This is a genomic window from Primorskyibacter sedentarius, assembly GCF_004342065.1.
In the GTDB taxonomy this organism is placed as follows: domain Bacteria; phylum Pseudomonadota; class Alphaproteobacteria; order Rhodobacterales; family Rhodobacteraceae; genus Primorskyibacter; species Primorskyibacter sedentarius.
The window spans coordinates 140,678-163,216 of sequence record NZ_SLZU01000011.1 but is presented as its reverse complement, the minus strand read 5'-3'; the positions used below and the strand labels follow the sequence as shown (position 1 = coordinate 163,216).

The window sequence follows — 22,539 nt, the reverse complement described above, 5'->3', positions numbered from 1 at the left end:
CGAAGCAGAGGCAAACTTCTATGCTGCTCTGAAAAGATCAGATATGGCCGCGTAACTAAGACAAATCAGCCTCCGGCAAACCCGGCGCGGTTCAACGCTAGGTGCAAGCGACGTCAGGAATGGGTACCAAAAGCCGCTTGAGAGATACAGTTGCTAAAAGAGTTGAGAGACCGGAACGAAACCGTGGCAAGACCAAAAATCACCAGAGCTGTCACGAGATACTGCAGAACCTCACGCCGACTGACTCCTACTCCGGGCGCGGCCAGATCATTCTGAAAGAGCGAGAAATAATAAACGAAAGACTTTCAAAACCCTGCGCTTGCTTCGTCGAAAAACCGCCTCATAATCAAAAGGTCTGGATGGGCCAGTAACTCTTTTGATTCAGGGGGCGGAGTGGCCCAAAATCCCTGACGATGGACATAAGGAAATAAACATGAAACGGATCCTTCTGACAGCCGCCCTTCTATTCGGTACAGCAGGCGTCGCTGCGGCGCAGTCAATCGACATCGATGCACTAATAGCGGGCATCGACAAACGCAGCACTCAGTATGAGGCGCTGATCGACATTTTGCAGGGCACTGACGGAAACCGGTCCCTTGCTGCATTTGACGCCATGATCGAAACCGGCGACGCAACGATGATTGAGGTTGCCGTTAACACAGGGATTTCTGCGACAGACAGCCGCCTGCGTGCTCGCGCGCTTTGGGAGGCCCTATCGCGGCGCGACGCCCTGACCATCGAGATTGAAGTCGACGAACTTGCTGATGATCGCAAGGCCGCTGTCAAGGAGTGGTACGGCGCATTTCAGACCTGGTCCTTGCAGCAGAAATTTCCGGACAGTCAATGCATAAATCTTTCTTCGAAAAGCGACTGCTACGTAGGAAGAAATCTGACTGCTTCGGGCCTCATCGTTGACATCGTATACAACGCAGCACCGGGTATTTCCGGGCAGTTCGAATTGAACGGATCCGGAGAACTTTCGGGGACCGTAATGGACCTCAGCAGCAAATCGACTTATCCCGCAAGGATCACATTCCGATGAAACATTTTTCCAAACTTTTTTCAGTCCTGATCGTCACGGTGGCCACATCCGCAGCAGCGCAGGTGACGCTCGAAGAGGCCGACGACGTAATGAACAATCGAAATACCGAGTTGCAGGCTTTTCAGGACCGGCTGAACGATCCAGATCCCGAACGGGCGCTGGCCATCCTCAAGCTGTTGATCGTCAAGGGGGACGCCGATCAACGCCGTATGGCTATCCGGCATGGATTGCAAAGCACCGACAGCGCGATCCGGGCCACCACTGTGCGGGCCATTCTGGATTCGGAACCGACGATCGTGATTACGTTTGACCCCGTATCGGAAGAACCGGACGGCTATTATGCCCGGACGATTGCACAGGCGGGCGGAATCGTTGCCGAGGACGGAACTTCGGAAGTCACTCGGAACATCGCGGGCTTTGATGATGAGGAAGAGTGCTGGACATATAAGCAGGGCGTCTACACCCCATGCCTGGCGATGATGCGCGGGGAAGTAGTCAGCATTTTGTTCGGCGGCACCTGGGGCAGCTATACTCTGAATTCCAAAGGCGAATTGGAGGGTCAGCAAACGATCACTGGCAATCTCGCCAAGGGAGTAATCGAACTATACGAATAGAGATTTGGGAGTATCAGATTTGAAGAACTGTTTTTACGGTCTCGCGGTGGCCGCGATTTGTATGGCCACGGCAGTCACGGCTCAGGTAAGCCTCGACGAACTCGATCAGGCAATGGAAGGAAAGGAAGATCAGCAGGAAGCAATCCGTCTCAGACTAAATGACGAGAACCCCGACCGCGCTATGGCGGCGATGCAGCTGTTGATCGAAAAGGGCGACGACCGGCAACGGAAAGTGGCCATTTCGCACGGTCTGTCCAGCACGAACCACGACGTACAACTTGCCGCAGTCGAGGCAATTTTCAACTCCAAGCCGATCCTCGTAACGCGCTGGTATTCCGAGGAAGGTGCCAAATCGGGGGGATGGAGACAAACTGCAGAACGTCTGGACGGCGCGATAGAGATTGATGGCACCGCGCGGATGCCGATCCAGATTTCAGGCTATTCGGAAGAGAAACGCTGCTGGACGAACACAAAGACTTACTGTGTCTTCCGCATCAATTCCGGCGAAATCACATTCAACACTCATGGCGGCTGGACGCCCCTGATGCTCGATGTGGCAGGACAGCTTGTCGGTGAACGGTTTGTTTTCAACATCCCGACCCGCGTGGTCGTTGACCTTGGCGCCTAGTCGATCACAATTCGGTCAATACGGATCGGCGACCCACCTCCCCAAGACGACGTAATGCGGATCGTCACGCGCTTGGCGAAGCGTTCGCCGACCCTGTTGTCGTACCGCCCGTCAGGCGACATGTCGCGACGCGGCATTGGGTTTGGGCGGCTGCGCCCTTCTGCCGAGACATCGGTGACGATCTCGATATCCTTGGGTACTGCCGTGTCTTCGCCCGGCTCGGACAGTATACGGATGCGCCGCAAGCGGTCAGTGTCTGTCAGCAAGAGGTCCAGCACCACAGGCTCATGCGGAGACAAGGGCGCAATATAGGGACCCTCGCCGCTGGCGATCGCGGAGGGGTCCGCCGCGCCGCCGACAGGGTGGGCCGACCAGGCGAGCACCTCGTAGGGGGCGCCCTCGGCGGGCACCACAGGCGCGTCGCACGCTGCCGAAAGCACGCCCTGCTCGCAATTCGCCTTTGGGGGAACCTCGCCCATAAACCGGCCTAGCATGTTGACGATCTCGTCCATCCGCAGCGCCCAGGCCGCGTCGGCGGTCTCGGCCTGTAGCACCATTCCAACCGGGGTCCCGTCCATGAAGACAGTCGCGCCACTGGTGCCTCCGAAAAGATCGGGCTGCTCCTCCGGGGTCGGGACAAGCCGGATCCTTGCGAATTCCTTGCTGTGAAGCTGCACACGGCGACCTTCAACCGACTGCTGTCGCGCCCGTTCGATGATCCCGACCCGGCCGACGTCCAATTCGTCGGTCAGGGTTCTGGGCAGGGCGGACCAGTCCGGTCCGCAATCCTCGGTCACGGCTCCCTTGACCAGACCAAGCGAAATATCAGACAGCCTCGGCGCGCGATAGACGATATCGGCGGATCCGATAGTACCGGATTGGTAGCCATCAATGGGGATGTTGGTGTTGAACCGACCATGGACATGGCTTGGCATGATGACAAAGCAATTTCCACGATGGGTATAGAGGAAACCAGAGCCGGTCCCGTTCTCGACCCCGACGACCTTGGCTTCAGCAAGCGATGCAAAAGCTAGCCAAATCAGGCCAGCGGCGATACTATTTCTAAAAATCATTTTTTCGACTCGGATCCGTATAAGTGCGTATTTCTGTTATTCTATGCGTTACGCTTCTGCCCGCCACGGTTTTCGCACAGGAGATCAGATGGGCCGGGAAAGATTTCAATGAAACGGTGTCCGAAAACGCCCGGGTGTCGGGGGATATCGTATTGGGTGTGATGCTGACCGAAGATTCATCCTCGCCGGGGGGGCCGACGGTGACGACCGGCAACCACTGGATGGCAAGCGACGCCGAGGCGCAGGTCTGCGTCAGGATCGTGACTAAGGACGGGCGCTACGAGGCCGAAAACACCTACCTCATCCCGCAGCATTACCAGAAGCCCGACGCGATTTTTCCGTATGGTGGCGAAGGTCCGGACATCCTGTCCGAGGAACCAGTAGCGGCTCTGGTCAAGACCGGCCCCTGTGGCAGCCGCAATGCCGTCGCGGTTCCGGTCCTCTCGCTGAACGAAGGCGGGGCGGCATCGGATATGTTGCGCGTGTTCGTCAATGCCGCCGGTAATCCCGTCGATGTGGCGTGGGGGCGGGGGCGCGACCAGTTCACGGATTGCGATGACGTGACCGAACTTGACGGGTTGAAATACACTGCGCGCTGCGATGTGCCGCTAAATAAACTGCCCCAAGCGGGGGCAGCCAACCTCACATTCTTCATTGCGCGGGGCAATACCGAAGAGGATTTCGAACTATCTGTCCTGCCGCCCTATGTCGGTGAATAAGTCCGGGCGGCCAAGGGCCAGATGCCTGATTAAGGCGGTTGTGTTTGCGGCGATAGTGCTTGTCGCGATCTTTTGTGACCTTCTTTACGACCGCTACATAACGCGTAGCGCGGTAGTCGAGGCCACCACGGGAACGCTGCAGCTGGTTCTGACCCGCGAATTGAACGGCAAGTTCTTTGAGAACGCTATCGTTTGCCGTCGGCAGCAAGACGACGACGCCCCAGTGGCGCGCGGGGCGCCCTATGGGTGCAGCCGCCGGACACACGCATTGACCCCCCCGGAAGATGAACAGGTGCAGACACGCCCGCAGAACGACGAGGAAAATATCGGGCGCGAGAACTACAATCTGACCCTGCCGGCGGGCACGAAAGTCGTGCTGACCGCGCGCCCTGGTCTTGTCGCGCTGCGGGTAGTCGATGTGCCGACCGCCTATGCCGAAGCCGAGGCCGGTCTGCTTGTCGGTGGCGGTGTCATCCTTGACGCGCGCGCGATCCCCGCTTTCGGCACCCTCCCGATGACCGGCCGGGCCTTGATCGGCGCCAGCCAGAGCGAAACGGACTTTCCCACGATCACCACAGGGAGCTACCAGTTCACAGGTCCGACTCCCGCGGCGTTGCTGGACGGTGAATGGCGAGTGGTGCGGGAAGGCAAGCTATTGTCCGGAGCGACAGTCTATTTCGCCGAACGAGGTAGCGACGTGCAGGATCCGCTTGAAAAGCCGGCGCCGGAAACCCGCCTGACCGTCTCAATCCCCGATCCTGGGTCCTCTCTGCTTCGGGTGACGGGAATTTCGGATGCGGGTCCAATGGTGTTGAAGATCGCCTATTATTCGACAGAGGGTCCGACGGTGCGGCCCTCGATCACAAATGTCCTGCTTGCCGACCCCATCCTGACCTTTCTTGCCTCGCTGATCCTCGGCCTTATTGCATTCTACGAGTTCCTGCGATCCCGCAATTGATCAGCGGCGTTCCCGCATACACTCTAGGCGTCCTGCCAAAACAAAGGCTTCCGGATCAGAAGCGGGCACTGATCGACTGGAGTGGGCAGAACCCCCAGCTTTTGCCGGTGTTGTCACATTAGCTCAACCAGTCTTCAGGTTGGTGTGCCGATTTCACATCAAGCGACGTTGGCCGCGATTTTCCATACCTCGAATGCTTCCAGCCGGTGGTAACGGATCATAAGATCTGCGCGGCGGCGGGCTGGGGCGGAGAAGAAATTGCGGGTTGCGGAGTGCATGGAGACGAAGCGTTGCAATCCCCCTGGTGATCGGAAACGCTGCATCGTCCGTTCTCTTTTCCTCAACGGCAAATGGCTGTTCTTGGCGCGGTTTTTGAGCCCTTTGTGGGACCAGTGATCAAGGCCGGGGGCGACAGCTCGCTTCGCTGTGCCGTAGGAGCAGCTTGTCTGTGATGATCCGTCTGGGCACGAAGCCCCAGCGTTTCATCAGCCTGACCAAGAGCTGCTTTGCCGCGCGCTCGTCCCGCCGGGGCTGGAGGATTTCATCCAAAACAACACCGTCCTGATCGACGGCACGCCAGAGCCAGAATGACCGGTCCGCGATCTTCACCACGACTTCATCCAGATGCCAAACATCGCCGGGGCGGGCCTGTCGGGGGCGTAAGTTGTGCGTAATCAGCGATCCGAACTTGCGGGTCCACCGGCGGACCGTTTCGTAGGAAACATCGATGCCACGTTTCAGCATCATCTCCTCGACCTCGCGCAGGCTCAGATTGAAACGGACGTACAGCCAGACCGCGTGAGCGATGATCTCTGGCCGGAAGCGGTGGCGTTTGTAGTTGATGGAGGGTTGGATCATGCATTTCAATTACGCTGATGTCGGCACACCGACAACCGACGCCGAGTTTACGTGACAACACCCCCGGTCATTAATGTAACCGACCTATTTGACGACGCCTTTGCGCAAAATGATGTTGCCGTAGAGCCGTCTTTCGCCAGTTTGAACGATTGCAAATGCCTGTTTGGCCCGGTCGTAGAAGTTGAACCGCTCGATCGAGCTTAGTTGAGCGGGGGCGTCGGCGGTCTCATCAATGGTGGACTGGAAGATGGCAACCACTGGCGGGATCTCATCCGGGTTGCCGACCACCGCCATCACATTTGCCGGGTTCTCGCCGAAAGTATCCAGCGGCATGACCCCGAGGATCGCCTCAAGGAGGCGTGGCGCCTCGATCCCGTCGACCCGGTGCAAAGTACGGGCGCAGGCCTCGGCTGGAAAGTTCGCGTCAGCAATGACGATTTCGTCGCCGTGTCCCATCGCCCGAAGCGTTCTGAGAAGATCAGGCGAGAGGATGGGGTTGATTCCGATAAGCATGTGGCAGCACCTTTCTTCAATTCATGAGTCTGTCCGGGCGGGCGCAGGGTTAGGGATCCCCGATCCCGTAAAACCTTTGGGCGGTCCCACCCATGATGTCGGCACGTTCGTCGGCGCTCCGACCGGCAATCAGATCACCCGTGCAAGAAAACCATTGCGGGTAGGAACCATCAAGCTCCAACACCGGCCAATCGCTGCCCCACATGACGCGCGACGGCCCGAATGACCCGATCACATGCTCCGAGACCGGGCGGAGCGTTCCTTTCCGCCACCCGAGTCCGGCTTCCGTCACCAGCCCCGAAATCTTGCAATAAACCTGTGGATGGCGAGCAAGACTTTCCATGCCATCCCGCCAGTTGGCACTTGGGGCTGCACCCCCTCTGATGACCGGTTTCGCAGCGTGATCCACGACAATCGGCAGGTCAGGAAGTGCCTTTGCAAGGCGGTCAATCACCGGCAGATGGCGCGGCTGGATCAGCGCGTCAAAGCGCAGCCCGAGGGGTGCCAGCCGTGACAGTGCCTTCACTACCGCTGGGCGCAGGATCCATTCGTCCTCAGCGATGCCTTGCAGCACCGGACGAATGCCCTTGACGATGGGATGACGGGCCAGTTCTTCAATCTGTTCTATCGCCTCGGGTGCAGCCAGATCCACCCAGCCAACAACTGCTTTCACAAACCCACTCGCTTCGGCCTCGGCAATCATGAAGGCATTTTCACACCAAGTTTCGCTTGCCTGAACCAATACGGTGCCGTCGATACCAAGATGCGCCAGATACGGCGCCAAATGCTCGGGCAGGTAGTCGCGCCGGACGCCGGAAATTTCGTCGGTGATCCAATCGTTCACACCGCGATCAATGCGCCAGAAATGGTGATGTGCGTCAATGACAGTCCTCATTCCCAGACTACCGAGTTCAGCAACGTCCGCCGCGCGGATTGCAAGTGGGCTTTCAGCGCGTCTTCTGCCTTGGTCCGATCGCTCGCCAGGATGGATTGAATGACCTTCAGGTGCTCCTCTGCCGCCACCTCGTTGCGTTCACGCTCGTCAGTTTTCCTCCAGCGATAGTGAAAGTGGAAGATCATCGCCACGAGTTCGTAGAAATCATCGACGAAACGATTGTGCAGTTTGTTCGTAAACATGCGGTGAAACCGTTCATCAAGATTGGGGAACCGAAGATAGTTGGCATCCATATCGTCAAGGATTTCCAGATGTTCCTGTTCAAGCTTCGCAAGTTGCGCCTGCGCCTCCGGGGATGGCCAGGCATCAAAAAATGAATTGAAGGCGCGCAGTTCGAACATCTCACGCACGTCGAACAGCTCTATCGCGAATTCTCGGGTGAAACCGTTCAGAACCCAATGGCGGTTAGGTTTTTTTTCGATCAACCCGAAGCGGGAAAACCGGATCAGGAACTCACGAACCGCCGAGGTACTAATGCCAAATTCGCGAACAAGCTCGGCCTCGCGCAGGATCGTACCGGGGGCCAGATCCCCGCCAAGCACGTACTCCATAAAGGCCGTCTCGACCCTCTTTCCTGCCGAGCGCGTCTCTTCCACGGCAAAATAGTCAGACTTGCGGGGCTTGCGAAGAACCTGCTTGTCGCGGCCTTCCCAGTGGATAATCTGTGCCTCGTCGAGATGTTCCAGCACTGATCGAACAGTCGTGCGGCTTATGTGCCATTTTTCGGCAAGCGTTGTTTCAGGGGGCAGGTTGGATCTTGGCCCGAGTTCCTTGATGAAATCGAGACACCGGTTGTAGGTTTCCTTGTAAACGCTGTTGGTACGGGACACGGTGCTTCGATCCTTGTGTCTTTATTGGATTGTTCGACAGGTTACCGTTCGGTCCGCGATACGCCAAGTCCTGATGGTTGAGCAGTCATTGGCCCTCAAGCGAGATCATGACCTTGAAGGTTTCGTTCCTGTGATCTTGCCAATACTCAAAAGATCCTTGCGCTTCGGCCCATGGAAAAATCCGGGAGATCAGCCGGTCTCCGATTGTTGGATTGGCTTCCAGGAAAGCGATGACCTCGTTGAAATCGGCGCGGGTCGCATTGCGCGAGCCCATGATGTCCAATTCCTTGAGGTTGAACAAAGAGGTGTTGTAACTGACGTCCTGCTTTGCATAGCCAACATAGACGACACGGCCCGCAAAACAGACAAGGTCAATCGCGCTGCGGAAGGTTTCTGGCAGGCCGACAGCTTCTATCACGACGTTGGTGCCATGGTCGCCGGTAAGGCGCATCACCTCGTCGGCAAGGTTACATCGGGTGGGGTTGAGCACTTCAGAGACGCCCAAGTCCAGCAAGGTCTGTCGTTTTGACTCGCTGACTTCGACCGCCAGAACGCGGGCTCCGCGCGCCAGAGCGCCCAACATCGCGCCTACGCCGATCATTCCACCACCAAGTACAACAACGGTGTCGTCAGCGGTTACACGCCCTCGGGCGACTGCATGGAAGCCGACGGACAGGGGCTCCACCAACGCCCGGTGGGGAGATGTGAGTGTGTTATTCAGGATAAGGCGATCATGCCTGACAACCAACAGGTTCGACATGCCCCCGTCCTGCTGCACACCCAGCGTGCGATTGTAACGGCAGGCGTTCTGCCGCCCGGCAAGGCAGGCCGAACATTCGCCACAGGTCGTGTAGGGGATGACAATCGCCGTCGCGCCGACCTGAAAGGTTTCCGGTACGTTCGCGCCGCGTTCAAGTATCTCACCACCAATTTCGTGGCCGGGAATGCGGGGCAGTTGCACCAGAGGATTGAGGCCAGAATAGGTGTTGAGGTCCGATCCGCAAAGTCCAACATGCTGCACTGACAAGAGCACCTCGTCCCGTCCTGGGGAGGGTGCTTCGACCTCTCGGATTTCGGTTTGTCCGATATTGGTGATGACCAGAGCTTGCATGATTATTCCTGACTTTCAGTTTGCGTCTTCGACGTGCCGTGTCTGACCGCGAGGCGGGTGATCGGGGGCGGGCGGGTTGTGCATCGCAACGTCCAAGGGCTGCATCGTGTGGCATTTGCCAATCATCCGGTCGGGCGCATTGATCCGCTCGGGGGTTTGCGTGACCATAGCTTGGAAATACGGCACATATTGCGGTTTTGCACATGGCGGGAAAGCCTTGCACAGAAAACGCCAGCCTATGAATGACCGTCGCCCCCGCAGCTTTCAGACTCATGACGCGACAGTGCAAATTGAGCTATGCCTTACGGGTGTTCGAATTGTTGCATGATGCGCACAGAAGGTCCCTTCGCTGCAATAAATGTTTATATTGCCTTAAAAACACTATTGCGTTCCGTCAAGTGTTCTTTTTATATATTGTACATATCATACGCCGTAACGCGCCTTGATTCTGGAGGTCAAATCTTTGAACGAACTTCTAATTCTACATTCGGATGACAATGTCGGAGTGTTGAAAAATGCAGTGGAAAAGGGGGTGCGGCAGGTGGTTCGCGACAGGTCGCTTGTCGTATCTGACAGCCTTTCCATGGGGCACAAGGTGGCGATCAGAGAGATACGGAAGGGAGAAATGGTGCTGAAATACGGCGTTTGCATCGGGCTGGCGAAATCCGAAATCCCGGCTGGCGCTCATGTGCATCTGCACAACCTCGAAAGCCGTTACACGCAAATCGAAGACATGGAGACAGGCCAATGACCAAGCCGGGGGCAATGCATGCGTGGCGCCGAAGTGACGGCCGCAAGGGTATTCGTAACACGGTAGTTGTCACCTATCTCGTCGAATGCGCACATCACGTTGCCCGACAGATCGTGCGTCCGTTCGAGGGGATGGATGTCCATGTCATCGGGTTTCCGGGCTGCTTTCCGAACGACTACTCGCAGCGGATGATGGAGACTCTTTGCACCCACCCGAATGTCGGCGGCGTGCTGTTGGTGTCGCTGGGCTGCGAGAATTTCCGCAAGGGACAACTTTTCCGGCATATCGAGGCCACTGGGCGACCTGTCGAGTTGCTGACAATTCAGCATTCCGGTGGGACCGAAGCGAGCGTGCGGCTTGGGCGTGACTGGGTAAGCAAGACGCTTTCCTACCTGATTGATGCGCCGACGGTGGACATGGTCCCGTCTGAATTGATCATTGGTACGATTTGCGGGGGGTCCGATGCCACGTCTGGCATTGCGGGAAACCCAGCGGCGGGCAGGGCCTTCGATATGCTGCTCGCTGAAGGAGCGACATGCATCTTTGAAGAAACGGGCGAATTGATCGGGTGTGAGCATATCATAGCCGAGCGAGCGGCGAACCCGGCACTGGCCAATGAACTCGTTGGGTCGGTTAAGAAGGCTGCGCGCTATTATGCGGACATGGGCTATGGCTCGTTCTCGCAAGGAAACGCAGAAGGCGGGCTTACCACCATCGAAGAGAAGTCGATGGGCGCATATGCGAAATCGGGCAGTGCGTGTATCCAGGGGATCGTCAAGCCCTGCATCGTGCCACCGAAGCAAGGGCTCTACCTGCTGGACGTGGTGCCGGACGGGCCTCCGCGTTTCGGATTTCCGAACATTAATGACAATGCCGAAATCATTGAGCTGATATCCTGCGGTGCACATGCGGTGATCTTCGTGACCGGGCGTGGGTCGGTTGTGGGTTCTGCGATCTCTCCGGTGCTGAAGGTTTGCGCCAATCCCGAAACATTTGCGCGGATGCCTGAGGATATGGACGTGAATGCGGGTCGCATCCTTTCCGAAAACGCGTCTCTTGAAGATGTCGGCACCGAAATCCGCGACAAGGTGATCGCGCTTGGACAGGCCGGACAAACAGCTTCGGAACGGCTGGGCCACCAGGAGTTTGTCCTGACTTACAAGAGCTTCGATCCGCTTGGCCCCGCCTGCCTTCCGAATGTCGCGGCGGCCTGAAGGATGAACACTGCGACCTCAACCCCGATCATCCAATTCGGCACCAGCCGGTTTTTGCAAGCTCATGCTGATCTCTTCGTCGATGAAGCGCAGCGCGACGGTCGGGCGGCTGGGCCGATCACCGTCGTACAAAGTTCCGGCGATCCTGCCCGCGCTGCTCGTCTGTCTGCTTTGGCGGCGTCAGGTGGCTATCCGGTACGTATCCGCGGGCTTGAAGATGGTCGCATTATCGACCGGGTTCAGCAGGTGAGCAGCGTTACCAGAACGATGTCTACTGCGACCGGTTGGGCCGCTTTGGAAAAGGTTTTTTGTGAAGAGGCAGAGTTCGTGCTGTCCAATACCGGCGACCGCGGGTTCGCCCCACAGCCCGCCGATGAACAGCCGGAGTTTGAGCAGGCGATGGCTTACCCGGCCAAGCTGCAGCTGCTGCTGCGCGCCCGGTTTGACTCGTCTGGGCGGCCATTGACAGTGTTGCCGCTTGAACTGGTGCGACGCAACGGGAGGGTCCTTCAGGCTCGTGTGCTCGAACTGGCTGCCGGTGCGCCTGAAGCCTACCGCGAGTGGTTGGCGAACGATGTGATCTGGGCCAATTCTTTGGTCGATCGCATCGTGTCGGAACCCATTGAGCCTGCAGGGGCGGTGGCAGAGCCCTATGCGCTCTGGGCGATAGAAAAGGCCGAAGGTCTCATCCCGCCCTGCCGTCACCCTGCTGTACAATTGGTCGAGGATTTGGACGCGATCGAGGCGTTGAAGCTTTTCATTCTGAACCTCGGACACACATGGCTGGTTTCTGAATGGCAGCAGATGCACAGGCCGCCGGACACGGTCGCGGCGTTGCTGGATCAGCAAGAGGTCTGCGATGGTTTGCTGCGAGTCTATGAAGATGAAGTTCTGCCTGCTTTTGCGGTGGCCGGGCTTGGGGACGAGGCTGCGGCCTATGTCGAAACAACGCTTCAGCGTTATCGGAACCCGTTTTTGGATCATCTCCTATCGGACATCGCCCAGAACCATGCCGAGAAGGTCGCGCGCCGCATTGGCGGATTTCTCGAATGGGCAAACAACAATGGAGACACTACTCGAAAGCCGCTGCTGACAGGGTTATTTGAAGAGATGAAGACAGATGCTTGAAACGCGCAGGATTGGAAAGACGGATGTCATGGTCAGCGCCCTCTCGCTTGGGTGCAGCGCCATCGCCAATCTTTATGCCGAGGTCTCGCCCGACGATGCGCAGGCGCTTTTGTCCTATGCGTGGGCTCGGGGCATTCGGTATTTTGACACCGCGCCGCATTACGGTCGTGGGCTCTCTGAAGAACGACTTGGCAGCTTTTTGGAAAGCAAATCGCGCGGCGCCTTCACCTTGTCGACGAAGGTCGGGCGGGTGTTGCGGCCCGGCCCGGCAATGGAGCAGGCCGACGGCTTCATCGCGCCGCTGCCCAATGCCGCGTATTACGACTATTCCAGCAACGGCATCAGGGAAAGCTTTGAGGGCAGCTGTTCAAGGTTGAAGACCGACAGGGTTGATATTGTCTATGTCCATGACATCGGAGAGCTGACCCATGGCACCGAAAATGATCATCACATGGGTGACCTGCTGGACACGGGTCTGGCGGAACTTCAGTCCCTAAAGGCCAAAGGTCGGATCGGGGCGATTGGACTTGGCGTGAATGAAACTCAGGTCTGTCTGGACGTTCTGAAGAACCACGATTTGGATGCGATCCTGCTTGCCGGGAGGTGGACGTTGCTTGACCGGAGCGCCGAGGCCGAACTGGTTCCACTGTGCCATCTGCGCGACACAAGTCTTGTTCTGGGCGGGATATTCAACTCCGGCATTCTTGCCACCGGGGCCGTCGACGGGGCGCATTACGACTATCGCCCCGCACCTGACCATATCGAGCAACGCGTGCGCGATCTGCAATCGCAGTGCGAGGCGCAGGACATACCGCTTGCCACTGCGGCCTTGCAATTTGGGCTGACACGCCCCGGCGTCGCCAGCGTACTTATTGGGACTGCCAGGCCCAGCTCTCTCGCCCGCAATCTTGATGCGTTGGATGCGGACTTTCCCGCGCCTCTCGCTGATGCCCTTTTCTGATTTTCAGGAGTGTCCGACCTATGCCCGCCCAACAACCCAATATCATCTTCATCATGGCAGACGACCACGCGGCCAAGGCCATCAGCCATTACGGTCACGGGCTGAACAGCACTCCCAATATCGACCGGCTCGGTAACGAAGGGAAGCGGCTGAACCATTGCTACGTCACCAATTCAATTTGCACCCCCAGCCGTGCCGCGATCCTGACCGGGACGTATAATCACGTGAACGGGGTGACCACCCTTGAAACCGGGCTGAACAATCGCGCCCCGCATCTGGCGAAGCATCTCCAGCAGGTCGGCTACCGGACCGCGATGATCGGCAAGTGGCACCTTGGCGAAGGCGCTGCGCATCAGCCCACGGGCTTCGATCATTGGTCCGTGTTGCCAGGGCAGGGCGACTATTTCGACCCCATGTTCATCGGCCCGGAGGGGCAGGGCAGAGAGCCCGGCTACGTCACCGATGTGATCACTGACAAATGTCTTGATTGGTTGGACGGTGGAAGCAAGGATCAGCCGTTCTTCCTGATGTGCCATCACAAGGCACCGCACCGCAATTTTGCGCCCCACCCCAAGAACCGGCATCAGTTCGATGGCGAGGACATCGCTGTTCCTGACACGTTTGATGATGACTACAAGACGCGGGCGCGTGCGGCACGGGATGCACGCATGCGGGTAAGATCCGACTTCGAATACGAAGATCTGGGCCTTGCGCAGCCGGAAGGCGGTGATGAAGTGGGCGTGATCCATTTCGAAGGCAAGCCCGGACGCAAGATCCCCGATCCCGAGGATGTCAGCAAATTGGCGCTGGTGGATGTGAACACTGGCGAACAGTTCCGGTTCGAGACGAAAGAGCAGCTCGATCATTTCAAATATCAGCGCTACCTCAAACGCTACCTGCAAACTGTCGCCTCGATCGACGAGGGGGTCGGTCGCCTGCTGGATTGGCTGGATGACACCGGGCAGGCCGAGAACACGATAGTCATCTACACGTCCGATCAGGGCTTTTTCCTGGGTGAACACGGTTGGTTCGACAAGCGTTTCATGTATGAGGAATCGTTGCAGATGCCGTTCTTGATCCGCTATCCGCAAGCGATCAAACCGGGCAGCATCTGTGATGATCTGGTCTGCAATGTCGACTTCGCGCCGACCCTTTTGAGCTTTGCCGGTGCGACCATTCCCAGCTATATGCAGGGCAGGGATTTTCGGCCGATCCTTGAAGGTAACACGCCCGATGACTGGCAGCAGATCGTCTATCATCGCTATTGGATGCACAAGGACGAGAGCCACAATGCCTTCGCCCATTATGGCATTCGAAACCAGCGTTACAAGCTGATCTACTGGTACAATGACGCGCTTGACCAGCCCGGTGCCCACCAGGGAGACGAGCCCTCGGAATGGGAGCTTTTCGACTGTCTGAAGGACCCTTTGGAAGTGCTCAATCTGTACGGCGATTCGAGTTACGCGGATGTGCAGTCACAGATGCTGTCGGAGCTCGATATAAAGATGAAAGAGATCGGTGATATTCCGCAGCATTGATCTTTTCTACTTTAGTAGTATCACGCAAAGCATTGTAAAGTAAAATAAAAAAATGATAAATGAAGTTTCAAGAAATAATGTTCAAAAAAGAAAAAAAACAATTGGCAAGCCCGAAAACTGCTCGTACGGTTTAGGCGCTACCGGTGAAACCGCAGATCCGAATCGTGGTTTCACCGGCTTGAGGAGGTCATCAATTCCATCATCAAGGGAGGACACCATGCTTCGGATGGACACGACAAAGAGAACCACGCTTCTGGGCAGTGCCGCGGTGCTGCTGGGGTTGGCCTGTTCGGCCGGATCCGCACTGGCGCTGGACGGCGAACTGGTCATGATCAATTGGCTCGGTGGTGCCCAGGGCGAGATGATGGAAAAGCTTCAGGAAGATTTCGAAGCGAAGAACCCGGGCGTTGAAATCCGCAACGTCATCCCGCAGGCCTCTGGCGACGCGCGGGGCGGTATCCGGGCGGTCCTGATGGGTGGCGAGCAGGCGGATCTGCTGATCAACACTTGGCCCGCGTTTCGCGCCGAACTGATCGAAGCAGGGATGATCCTGCCGCTGGATGCATCTTACGAGTCCAACGGATGGGGTGAGAAGCTAGGCGAAAGCTGGCAGGCACTGTCCACGGTGGGCGAAGAAAACTACGGCGTCACATATACGTTCGGTGATCGTAGCGGCATCTGGTACCGGACGGACACGATGGCGAAGGCGGAAATTGATCCCCCCGCGACCTATGAAGAATTCCTCTCAGGGTTTGGCGCCCTGAATGCGGCCGGGGTCACGCCGATTTCTGTCCCCGCCAAGGTTTGGGCGCATGCCGAATGGTTCGAGTCGCTGCTGCTACGGACGGCGGGCGCCGACTACATGACCCGGCTGGCCAGTGGTGAAGCCTCATGGACCGATCCCGAGGTCAGGACAGCCCTGTCAAAGTGGCAGGAGATGCTGCAGTCCGGGTGCTGCGACGATGGTAACACGATGCTGGCGCTTGATTGGGACATCTCCGTGGATGCGGCGCTGAAAACCGGCGATGCCGCCTATGTCCTCATGGGCATGTGGTTGAACACCCGCGCTAAACAGGAATACGGCGAAACGCCGGGCGAGGATTTCAACATCGTTCAGTTCCCGGCCTTCGACATGGGGCATGACCGAGAATCCATGGTCGATGCCAAGGAACTGAACATGCTTTCCGCGGTTGAGAACCGCGAGGCCGCCGAGGCGTTCATGGGGTATATGCTGACCGCTGACGCTGCCGGGATCATGGCGGAATATGGACTTGCCTCGCCCAGCACCGAAGTTGACCCGTCGATCTACGATCCGGTCATCCAGAAATCGGTCAACGAGGTTACCTCTGCGGATAAGCTGCAATTTGTTCTCGGCGACCTTCTGCCGGGTGATCTTGGGGGCGAATACCGCATCGCTTTGCAACGGTTCCTGCAAGATCCCAGCGACGAAACAATTGATGCTGTGACCCAACAATTGGCGCTTGTCGCACAGGGCGCCTACTGACATGGCGCTTGCGGAAACAGCATCCCCGGATGGGCCGATTGGCCCGTCCACCGCGCGGCTGCGACCGGCTGCCCTGCGGCAACTGAGCGACACTCAGGCCGCATGGTTGTTGCTGACGCCGCTGCTGCTCTTTTTCGGCGTTTCGGTGATCTACCCGGTCATCGAAACGATACGCCTGTCCTTTTTCGAAATCCGTGGACTTGCACCGCCGAAATTCGACGGGTTCGGCAATTACATACGGCTTTTCTCCGACGCGAATTTCCTCAACTCGATGAAAGTCACGCTGGTCTGGGCGCTGACCGCCACGTTCTTTTCGGTCTTGATTGGCTGGGGCCTGGCGATGTTGTGCTCGCTCAACCCCCAAAAGACACTTGTCTTCCGAGTGATGATCTTCGCCGCCTATGGCGTGTCCGAGGCGGTCAGCGGATTTATGTGGCTGGGCATCTATCGCCCTGACTATGGGCTGCTGAACGGCATCCTTGAGGCGATTGGCCTGACAAACCTGACACAGCCCTGGCTTGGCAATCCGTCGACAGCGCTTGGTTCGGTGATTGTTGCCTATGTCTGGACCCAGGTGGGGCTGCCATTGATGACCTGTTTCGCGTCGATCCAGTCGATCCCCAAGAACTTGTTTGAAGCGGCCTATATTGACGGGGCCAAGTCCGGGTCCGTGATGCGCCACATCATCGCGCCACTCTCGATGCCGGGGGTCCGCGTAGCGATTTTCATCAACCTGCTGAATTCGCTCAAGGCCTTCGACCTGATCTTCATGCTGACCGGCGGGGGTCCCGTTCGCAGTACCGAAACCGTGGGTTTCTTCATGTACCGGGAATCCATGCTCAATTTCAAACTGGGCTACGGCGCCGCCAGCACGGTCATTCTTCTGATCGCTGTTCTGGTCGTGTCGATCCCTCTGATCCTGAAACGGACGGGAGACGCCAAATGATCGGTCGCGCACCTGGCTGGATCGTTCCGCTTGTCGGAGCTTTTGCCCTCATCTGGATCGTGCCCATCGTCGGGCTGGTGGTGACGTCGCTGCGCCCGATTTCCGAGATCATCCTTGGCTGGTGGTCGCTGCAGGAGTTTACCCTGACGCTGGATGCATGGATCGTCGTCTGGGACAAGTATCCGCTGGCATATGCTTTCTGGATCTCGACAAAGATCGCGGTGATCTCGACCATAATCCCGATGTTGTTGGCCCCGGCCGCTGCCTATGCCTTTCACTTCCTGAAGTTCCGTTTCCGGCGCTTGCTGCTGATCTTGATCATCAACGCCTTTGTCCTGCCCAATCAGGTCGTGATTATCCCGCTGTTCCGGCTGTGGCGTGAACTGGGACTGATCGACAATATCTGGTCCGTCATCATCCCCTTTGCCGGCTTGTCTTTCGCCTGGGCTGTCTTTCTGGTGAAGAACTACCTTGAAGATTTCCCCAACGAATTGATCGAGGCGGCGCAGGTCGATGGCTGCGGTCCCTTGGCGCGGTTCTTTTACATCGTTCTGCCCAACGCGCTGACCCCCATCGCGGCGGTCGGTATCTTGCAATTCATGTGGACGTGGAACGGCCTGCTTTTGCCGGTGGTCTTCCTTCGGGACGAACTGCCGCTGACCGCTCTGCTGGCACGTATTCAGGGGGTCTACGACCGCAACTGGGATCAGGTCGCAGTTGCCGCAATCATCACGACGATCGTGCCGCTTATGATCTTCATCGTTTTCCAGCGCTACTTCACTGCAGGCGCCCAGACCAAATCGGGAAGCAAGGAATGACCGAGCAATTCGCGCCGCTCCGCTATCGGCAGATTCATCTCGATTTTCACACATCCGAGGCGATCCCCGCAGTCGGGGCGGACTTCGATGCAGATGCATTCGTGCAGACCCTGAAAGCCGCGCATGTCGACAGCATCACGCTGTTTGCCCGCTGCCATCACGGCTGGTCCTATTATCCCGGAACCGTTGGCCCATCGCATCCCAACCTCGCGCGACCCGATCTCTTGGGCGAAATGGTCTCTGCCTGCCGGGCGGCGGATATCGAGACGCCGATCTATATCACCGTTCAATGGGATGAATACTTGGCCCGCACGCGGCCCGAGTGGCGCGTCATGGGGGCCACGAACGGTATGCAGGTGCCCAATCCCAAGGATCAATCGGCGGGCGGGCAGCTTTCCGCGACCTGGCATTCACTATGCCTGAGCAATGACGGATTGTTTGAATATGTCCGCAATACGGCGCTGGAAGTGGCAGAGCGATATGCCCCGCCGGGGCTATTCTTTGACATTGTCACTGGGTTCGATTGCGTGTGTGCGAACTGTCTGGCGCGCATGACCGAAATGGGATTGGATCCTGAAAGCGCCGCCGACCGTGCCACGAAAGATCAGGCGCTTGCAGCTTCGTTCCGCGAAAGTATGAGCGCGGCCGTCTGGCACCGCCATCCGAAGATGCGGGCCTTCTATAATGCAGGGCATATCCCGAAACGAGACGCGCAAAACTTCACACCCTATTCTCATTTCGAGATCGAAAGCCTGCCAACCGGTGGTTGGGGGTATGACCACTTCCCGACAAGCGCCCGCTTTGCGCGCGCTTTGGGTTTCGACACGCTGGGACAAACTGGCAAGTTCCACACGCTTTGGGGCGAATTCGGCGGCTACAAGAGCTCCGATGCGCTGCTTTATGAATGTGCGCAAATGGCCGCTTTGGGAACGAAATGCCTGATCGGCGATCAGTTGCACCCCTCGGGCGTGATGAATGCGGACACCTATGCGCGGATTGCCCCGGCCTATTCACATATCGCCGCGCTGGAGCCCTATCTTGATGGCGCAGATCAACTGAGCGAGGTTGCGGTCCTGCCGGTGGAGCATGTCGTGCCGGGCGCCTCTGCGCGCAGCACCATGGCCGACGACGGTGCTGCGCAGATGCTGTTGGAGCTTCACATCCCCTTCGACATCGTCACGGCAGAGGCGGATCTTGCTCAATACAAACTGCTCATCCTGCCCGACGAGGTTCCGATCTCGGGCGCGCTTTCCGATAAGCTCGCAAACTATATGGCAGGGGGCGGACGCATCATCGCATCGGGACGGTCCGGCCTGTCTGCTGAGGGACAATTCGCGCTTGATCTGGGTGTTCATCATTCGGGTGAAGTGGCGTACGACCCCGGATATCTTGTGCCAATCGGCGACAGTCTGGGGGCAAAGGTGCCAGCGAATGCGTCGGTCATGTATGGGCGGGCCCAACAGGTGACTTTGCATGGCGCGAAAGGTCTTGCCGAGATCCAGCCGCCGTATTTTCAGCGAAACTGGCGGCAATTCTCGTCGCATCAGCACACGCCGGATGACCCTGCAGCCCGTTCGCTTGGACCCGCCGTCGCCGTGACGGACCAAAGCGCCTTTGTCGCGTGGCCGATTTTCTCGATGTACAAACGTATTGGGCAACCGATCTACAAACATGTGCTTGCAGCTCTGCTTGACCGGTTGATGCCTCGACGCAATCTGCGGACGACCCTGCCCAGCGGTGGCCGCGTCAGCCTGACCCGACAGGCGGATCAAGATCGGCTGATCCTGCATTTGCTTTACGGCGGCCCGCAAGTTCGCGGCGTCGCCGTGGACGATCTGCAGCATGGCGTCCGGCATATCGAAGTCATCGAGGACGTGCCCCATCTGGGCCCGGTAAGCGCAGAAGTCGCGCTCGACCGACGCCCCGCGCGGGTCTTCGACGCGATCACCGGCAAGCATGTCGACTGGAATTGGAACGACGGGATCGTGACGCTGGTCGTCGACGGCCTGCATATTCACCGGGCCATTGTGATCGAAGGCGCCGGCAATGAGGAGGGAAAGCTCGATGGCGACGCTTGAACTAGATGGCATCAAGAAGAAATACGGCGAACTCGAAGTTGTCGAAGGGTTGGATCTGTCCGTCGAAGAGGGGTCATTCACCGTGTTTGTCGGACCGTCGGGATGTGGCAAGTCAACCTTGCTGCGTATGATCGCGGGGTTGGAGGAGATCACGGCTGGCGAATTGCGCATCGACGGGGAACGCATGAACGACGCCACACCGGTAGAGCGTGGCGTATCCATGGTTTTTCAGAACTATGCGCTCTATCCGCACATGAGCGTGGAAAAGAACATTGCGTTCGGCCTCAAGATGCTGGGCCTTCCGCGTGACGACATCAAGCGGCGGGTGGCGGCTGCGGCAGAGACGCTTCAGATCGGTGCATTGCTCAAGCGGCGCCCTTCGCAACTGTCGGGTGGTCAGCGCCAACGCGTTGCCATCGGGCGGGCCATTGTTCGCGAACCAAGGCTGTTTCTGTTCGACGAACCGCTTTCCAACCTTGATGCAGAGCTGCGCGTGACCATGCGGGTCGAGCTGGCAAAGTTGCACCGCCAGATTGGCGCGACGATGATCTATGTCACCCACGACCAGACCGAGGCGCTGACCCTGGCTGACAAGATCGTGGTTCTTCGCGATGGTGCCATCGAACAGGCGGGCACACCGATGGAGCTGTATCTTGATCCGGCGAACGCCTTTGTCGCCGGCTTCATTGGTAGCCCGCAGATGAATTTCCTGCCCGTCACGACCACTGGCACCGATGCCGGTCTGCGATTGAGCAGTGCAGAGCTTTACGCGCTCAACGTTGTTCCGGACGGGGCAGGCTGGGGGGCTGACATGACGCTCGACCTTGGTATCCGGCCCGAGCACCTTCAGGTTGGCGAGGACTTGCCGGTGCGTTTCGATATCAACGTCGATGTCGTCGAGAATCTGGGCGGGACCCGCTATGTATATGGCAGCACCGCGAGCGGAAAATCGGTCATTGCCGAAACCCGCGCGGACGCCATTCCACGTGCCGGGGACAAGGTGACCGTTGGCTTTGATCCGGTCCGGGCGCGGTACTTCAATGCAAACGGGCAGCGGTTGCGCCACAAGCTCGCCGCATGAAACGGACCCGAATTTCAGAGGTATGTCCGATCGCGGCTCATATCGGGCAGCGAAACATGTGCTTCGTCAAGATCACCTGTGAAGATGGCACAGTAGGCTGGGGCGAGGCGGGTCTGACCGGCCGCGAGAAAGCGGTTGTGGGAATGTTGGAACATTTCGCGCCGTTGCTCGTAGGCGAGTCGCCGGACGCGATCGGGCGGATATGGCAGCGGCTGTATCGCAGCCAGTATTTCGAGGGAGGCCGCGTGATCACGGCTGCGCTCTCGGCGATTGATCTTGCGCTTCATGACATTAAGGGAAAGCGGGTTGATGTGCCGGTCTACGAGCTGCTGGGTGGCCGCCAGCGCACTCACGTCCCTGCCTTCGCCTCCACCGCGCGTGAACCTGACGAAGTCATGATCGAAGAGGCAAAACTGCTGGTGTCGCTCGGATGGAACTGCATTCGGCTCAGTCCCGCTCAACATTATACCGATGAGATCTTCGATCCGCGAAGCTCCATTGCGGAAACCGCCCGCTGGATGGTGCGCGCACGAGAGGAGTTGGGGCCCGGCCCGGTTCTGGGTGTCGATTATCACCACAGGCTTTCCGTGGCCGAGGCGGCATCGTTCTGTCAGCGGATGCCGACGGGCACCCTGGATTTTCTTGAAGAGCCGATCCGCGCGCAAACTCCGGATGCCTACCGGGAGCTGCGGCGAATGACGGAAGTGCCCTTTGCAATTGGCGAGGAATTCAGCTCCAAATGGGATGCATTGCCCTATATAGAGGGCGGTCTGACCCAATTCCTGCGAGTAGATGTATGCGTCGTCGGCGGACTGACCGAAGCGATGAAGATCGCCGGTTGGGCCGAGGCACGTTATCTGGACCTGATGCCCCACAATCCACTGGGCCCGCTATGTACCGCCGCATCGGTGCATCTGGGAGCTGCCATTGGCAACTTCGCCTGGCTGGAATGCAGGGACACGCCGGTGGAGGCCTGCGGCTTTGACGCGCCGGAGTTCTTTCCCAACGGCATGCGGTTGGAAGGGTCATCTTATGTTGTGCCAGACACGCCCGGTCTGGGCGTCGACGTGAACGAGGCTGCGCTGCGCGCCTCGCCAGCACGTGTCGTCAAGGGTGCTCCGCTGCTGCGTCGCGCCGACGGGTCAGTGACGAACTGGTGATGCCATGAAACGTTTCCAAGTTCGATCAAAGATTTCTTGGTGCCTCCCCGGACAATCTG

The 22,539-nt window shown here is 58.1% G+C and carries 21 protein-coding genes and 1 pseudogene; 16 read left to right on the top strand and 6 right to left on the bottom strand.

Annotation, left to right across the window (positions count from 1 at the left end):
- The first annotated feature begins 433 nt into the window (after positions 1-433).
- The 3 genes from EDD52_RS15380 to EDD52_RS15370 all read left to right on the top strand — a co-directional run bounded on the left by EDD52_RS15380 (position 434) and on the right by EDD52_RS15370 (position 2,284).
- On the top strand, positions 434-1,042 hold the full coding sequence (locus tag EDD52_RS15380; protein ID WP_132246538.1) for a hypothetical protein: 609 nt from the start codon (positions 434-436) through the stop codon (positions 1,040-1,042).
- Positions 1,039-1,656: a hypothetical protein gene (locus EDD52_RS15375; RefSeq protein ID WP_132246536.1), complete on the top strand. Its 618-nt coding sequence runs from the start codon at positions 1,039-1,041 to the stop codon at positions 1,654-1,656. The genes EDD52_RS15380 and EDD52_RS15375 overlap by 4 nt, the downstream gene beginning before the upstream one ends.
- 61 nt (positions 1,657-1,717) lie before the next feature.
- Positions 1,718-2,284, top strand: coding sequence for a hypothetical protein (locus EDD52_RS15370; protein ID WP_207906039.1), 567 nt, complete (start codon positions 1,718-1,720; stop codon positions 2,282-2,284).
- Here the strand turns inward: EDD52_RS15370 and EDD52_RS15365 are convergent.
- The gene (locus EDD52_RS15365) at positions 2,281-3,357 is read right to left on the bottom strand and encodes a hypothetical protein (protein ID WP_132246532.1); all 1,077 of its coding nucleotides are present in this window, start codon (positions 3,355-3,357) and stop codon (positions 2,281-2,283) included. The two genes, EDD52_RS15370 and EDD52_RS15365, sit on opposite strands and share 4 nt — an antisense overlap.
- A gap of 23 nt (positions 3,358-3,380) precedes the next feature.
- Here EDD52_RS15365 and EDD52_RS15360 point away from each other — a divergent pair, with 23 nt between their 5' ends.
- Together EDD52_RS15360 and EDD52_RS15355 are read left to right on the top strand one after the other, a co-directional pair.
- Positions 3,381-4,076 (top strand): hypothetical protein, encoded by a 696-nt coding sequence (locus EDD52_RS15360; protein ID WP_132246530.1) that lies wholly within the window; start codon positions 3,381-3,383, stop codon positions 4,074-4,076.
- Between the two features lie 268 nt (positions 4,077-4,344).
- Positions 4,345-5,034, top strand: coding sequence for a hypothetical protein (locus tag EDD52_RS15355; protein WP_132246528.1), 690 nt, complete (start codon positions 4,345-4,347; stop codon positions 5,032-5,034).
- Positions 5,035-5,192: 158 nt separating this feature from the next.
- On the opposite strand, the pseudogene EDD52_RS15350 reads toward EDD52_RS15355, so the two are convergent.
- From EDD52_RS15350 to EDD52_RS15330, 5 genes and pseudogenes are all read right to left on the bottom strand, one after another.
- A pseudogene (locus EDD52_RS15350) lies at positions 5,193-5,892 on the bottom strand (IS6 family transposase).
- An 84-nt stretch (positions 5,893-5,976) separates the two neighbouring features.
- The gene (locus EDD52_RS15345) at positions 5,977-6,405 is read right to left on the bottom strand and encodes an RbsD/FucU family protein (protein ID WP_132246526.1); all 429 of its coding nucleotides are present in this window, start codon (positions 6,403-6,405) and stop codon (positions 5,977-5,979) included.
- A gap of 49 nt (positions 6,406-6,454) precedes the next feature.
- Positions 6,455-7,300, bottom strand: a complete 846-nt coding sequence (locus EDD52_RS15340; RefSeq protein WP_132246524.1) for an amidohydrolase family protein — start codon at positions 7,298-7,300, stop codon at positions 6,455-6,457.
- Positions 7,297-8,049, bottom strand: a complete 753-nt coding sequence (locus tag EDD52_RS15335) for a GntR family transcriptional regulator (protein ID WP_243651961.1) — start codon at positions 8,047-8,049, stop codon at positions 7,297-7,299. Before EDD52_RS15335 ends, EDD52_RS15340 begins: the two co-directional genes overlap by 4 nt.
- Before the next feature lie 226 nt (positions 8,050-8,275).
- Positions 8,276-9,301, bottom strand: a complete 1,026-nt coding sequence (locus EDD52_RS15330) for a zinc-binding alcohol dehydrogenase family protein (protein ID WP_132246520.1) — start codon at positions 9,299-9,301, stop codon at positions 8,276-8,278.
- A gap of 463 nt (positions 9,302-9,764) precedes the next feature.
- On the opposite strand from EDD52_RS15330, the gene EDD52_RS15325 reads away from it, so the two are divergent.
- The 11 genes from EDD52_RS15325 to EDD52_RS15275 all read left to right on the top strand — a co-directional run bounded on the left by EDD52_RS15325 (position 9,765) and on the right by EDD52_RS15275 (position 22,480).
- On the top strand, positions 9,765-10,052 hold the full coding sequence (locus tag EDD52_RS15325) for a UxaA family hydrolase (RefSeq protein ID WP_132246518.1): 288 nt from the start codon (positions 9,765-9,767) through the stop codon (positions 10,050-10,052).
- Positions 10,049-11,266: a UxaA family hydrolase gene (locus EDD52_RS15320; RefSeq protein WP_207906038.1), complete on the top strand. Its 1,218-nt coding sequence runs from the start codon at positions 10,049-10,051 to the stop codon at positions 11,264-11,266. Before EDD52_RS15325 ends, EDD52_RS15320 begins: the two co-directional genes overlap by 4 nt.
- Positions 11,267-11,269: 3 nt before the next feature.
- Positions 11,270-12,394, top strand: a complete 1,125-nt coding sequence (locus tag EDD52_RS15315) for a mannitol dehydrogenase family protein (protein WP_132246516.1) — start codon at positions 11,270-11,272, stop codon at positions 12,392-12,394.
- Positions 12,387-13,355 (top strand): aldo/keto reductase, encoded by a 969-nt coding sequence (locus EDD52_RS15310; RefSeq protein ID WP_132246514.1) that lies wholly within the window; start codon positions 12,387-12,389, stop codon positions 13,353-13,355. The genes EDD52_RS15315 and EDD52_RS15310 overlap by 8 nt, the downstream gene beginning before the upstream one ends.
- A gap of 20 nt (positions 13,356-13,375) precedes the next feature.
- Complete coding sequence (locus EDD52_RS15305; protein ID WP_132246512.1) at positions 13,376-14,893, top strand: sulfatase family protein; 1,518 nt, start codon at positions 13,376-13,378, stop codon at positions 14,891-14,893.
- Between the two features lie 217 nt (positions 14,894-15,110).
- Positions 15,111-16,397: an ABC transporter substrate-binding protein gene (locus EDD52_RS15300; protein ID WP_132246510.1), complete on the top strand. Its 1,287-nt coding sequence runs from the start codon at positions 15,111-15,113 to the stop codon at positions 16,395-16,397.
- A 1-nt stretch (position 16,398) separates the two neighbouring features.
- A complete protein-coding gene (locus EDD52_RS15295) occupies positions 16,399-17,343 on the top strand; it encodes a carbohydrate ABC transporter permease (RefSeq protein ID WP_132246508.1) in 945 nt (314 codons plus the stop codon).
- Entirely contained in the window at positions 17,340-18,161 is an 822-nt protein-coding gene (locus tag EDD52_RS15290) for a carbohydrate ABC transporter permease (RefSeq protein ID WP_132246506.1), read from the top strand. The genes EDD52_RS15295 and EDD52_RS15290 overlap by 4 nt, the downstream gene beginning before the upstream one ends.
- A complete protein-coding gene (locus EDD52_RS15285; RefSeq protein WP_132246504.1) occupies positions 18,158-20,239 on the top strand; it encodes an alpha-amylase family protein in 2,082 nt (693 codons plus the stop codon). Before EDD52_RS15290 ends, EDD52_RS15285 begins: the two co-directional genes overlap by 4 nt.
- Positions 20,226-21,320 carry an ABC transporter ATP-binding protein gene (locus tag EDD52_RS15280; protein ID WP_132246502.1) on the top strand — a complete coding sequence of 365 codons (1,095 nt, stop codon included), beginning with the start codon at positions 20,226-20,228 and terminating at the stop codon, positions 21,318-21,320. Before EDD52_RS15285 ends, EDD52_RS15280 begins: the two co-directional genes overlap by 14 nt.
- Positions 21,317-22,480 (top strand): mandelate racemase/muconate lactonizing enzyme family protein, encoded by a 1,164-nt coding sequence (locus EDD52_RS15275; protein ID WP_132246500.1) that lies wholly within the window; start codon positions 21,317-21,319, stop codon positions 22,478-22,480. Before EDD52_RS15280 ends, EDD52_RS15275 begins: the two co-directional genes overlap by 4 nt.
- Positions 22,481-22,539 lie beyond the last annotated feature (59 nt).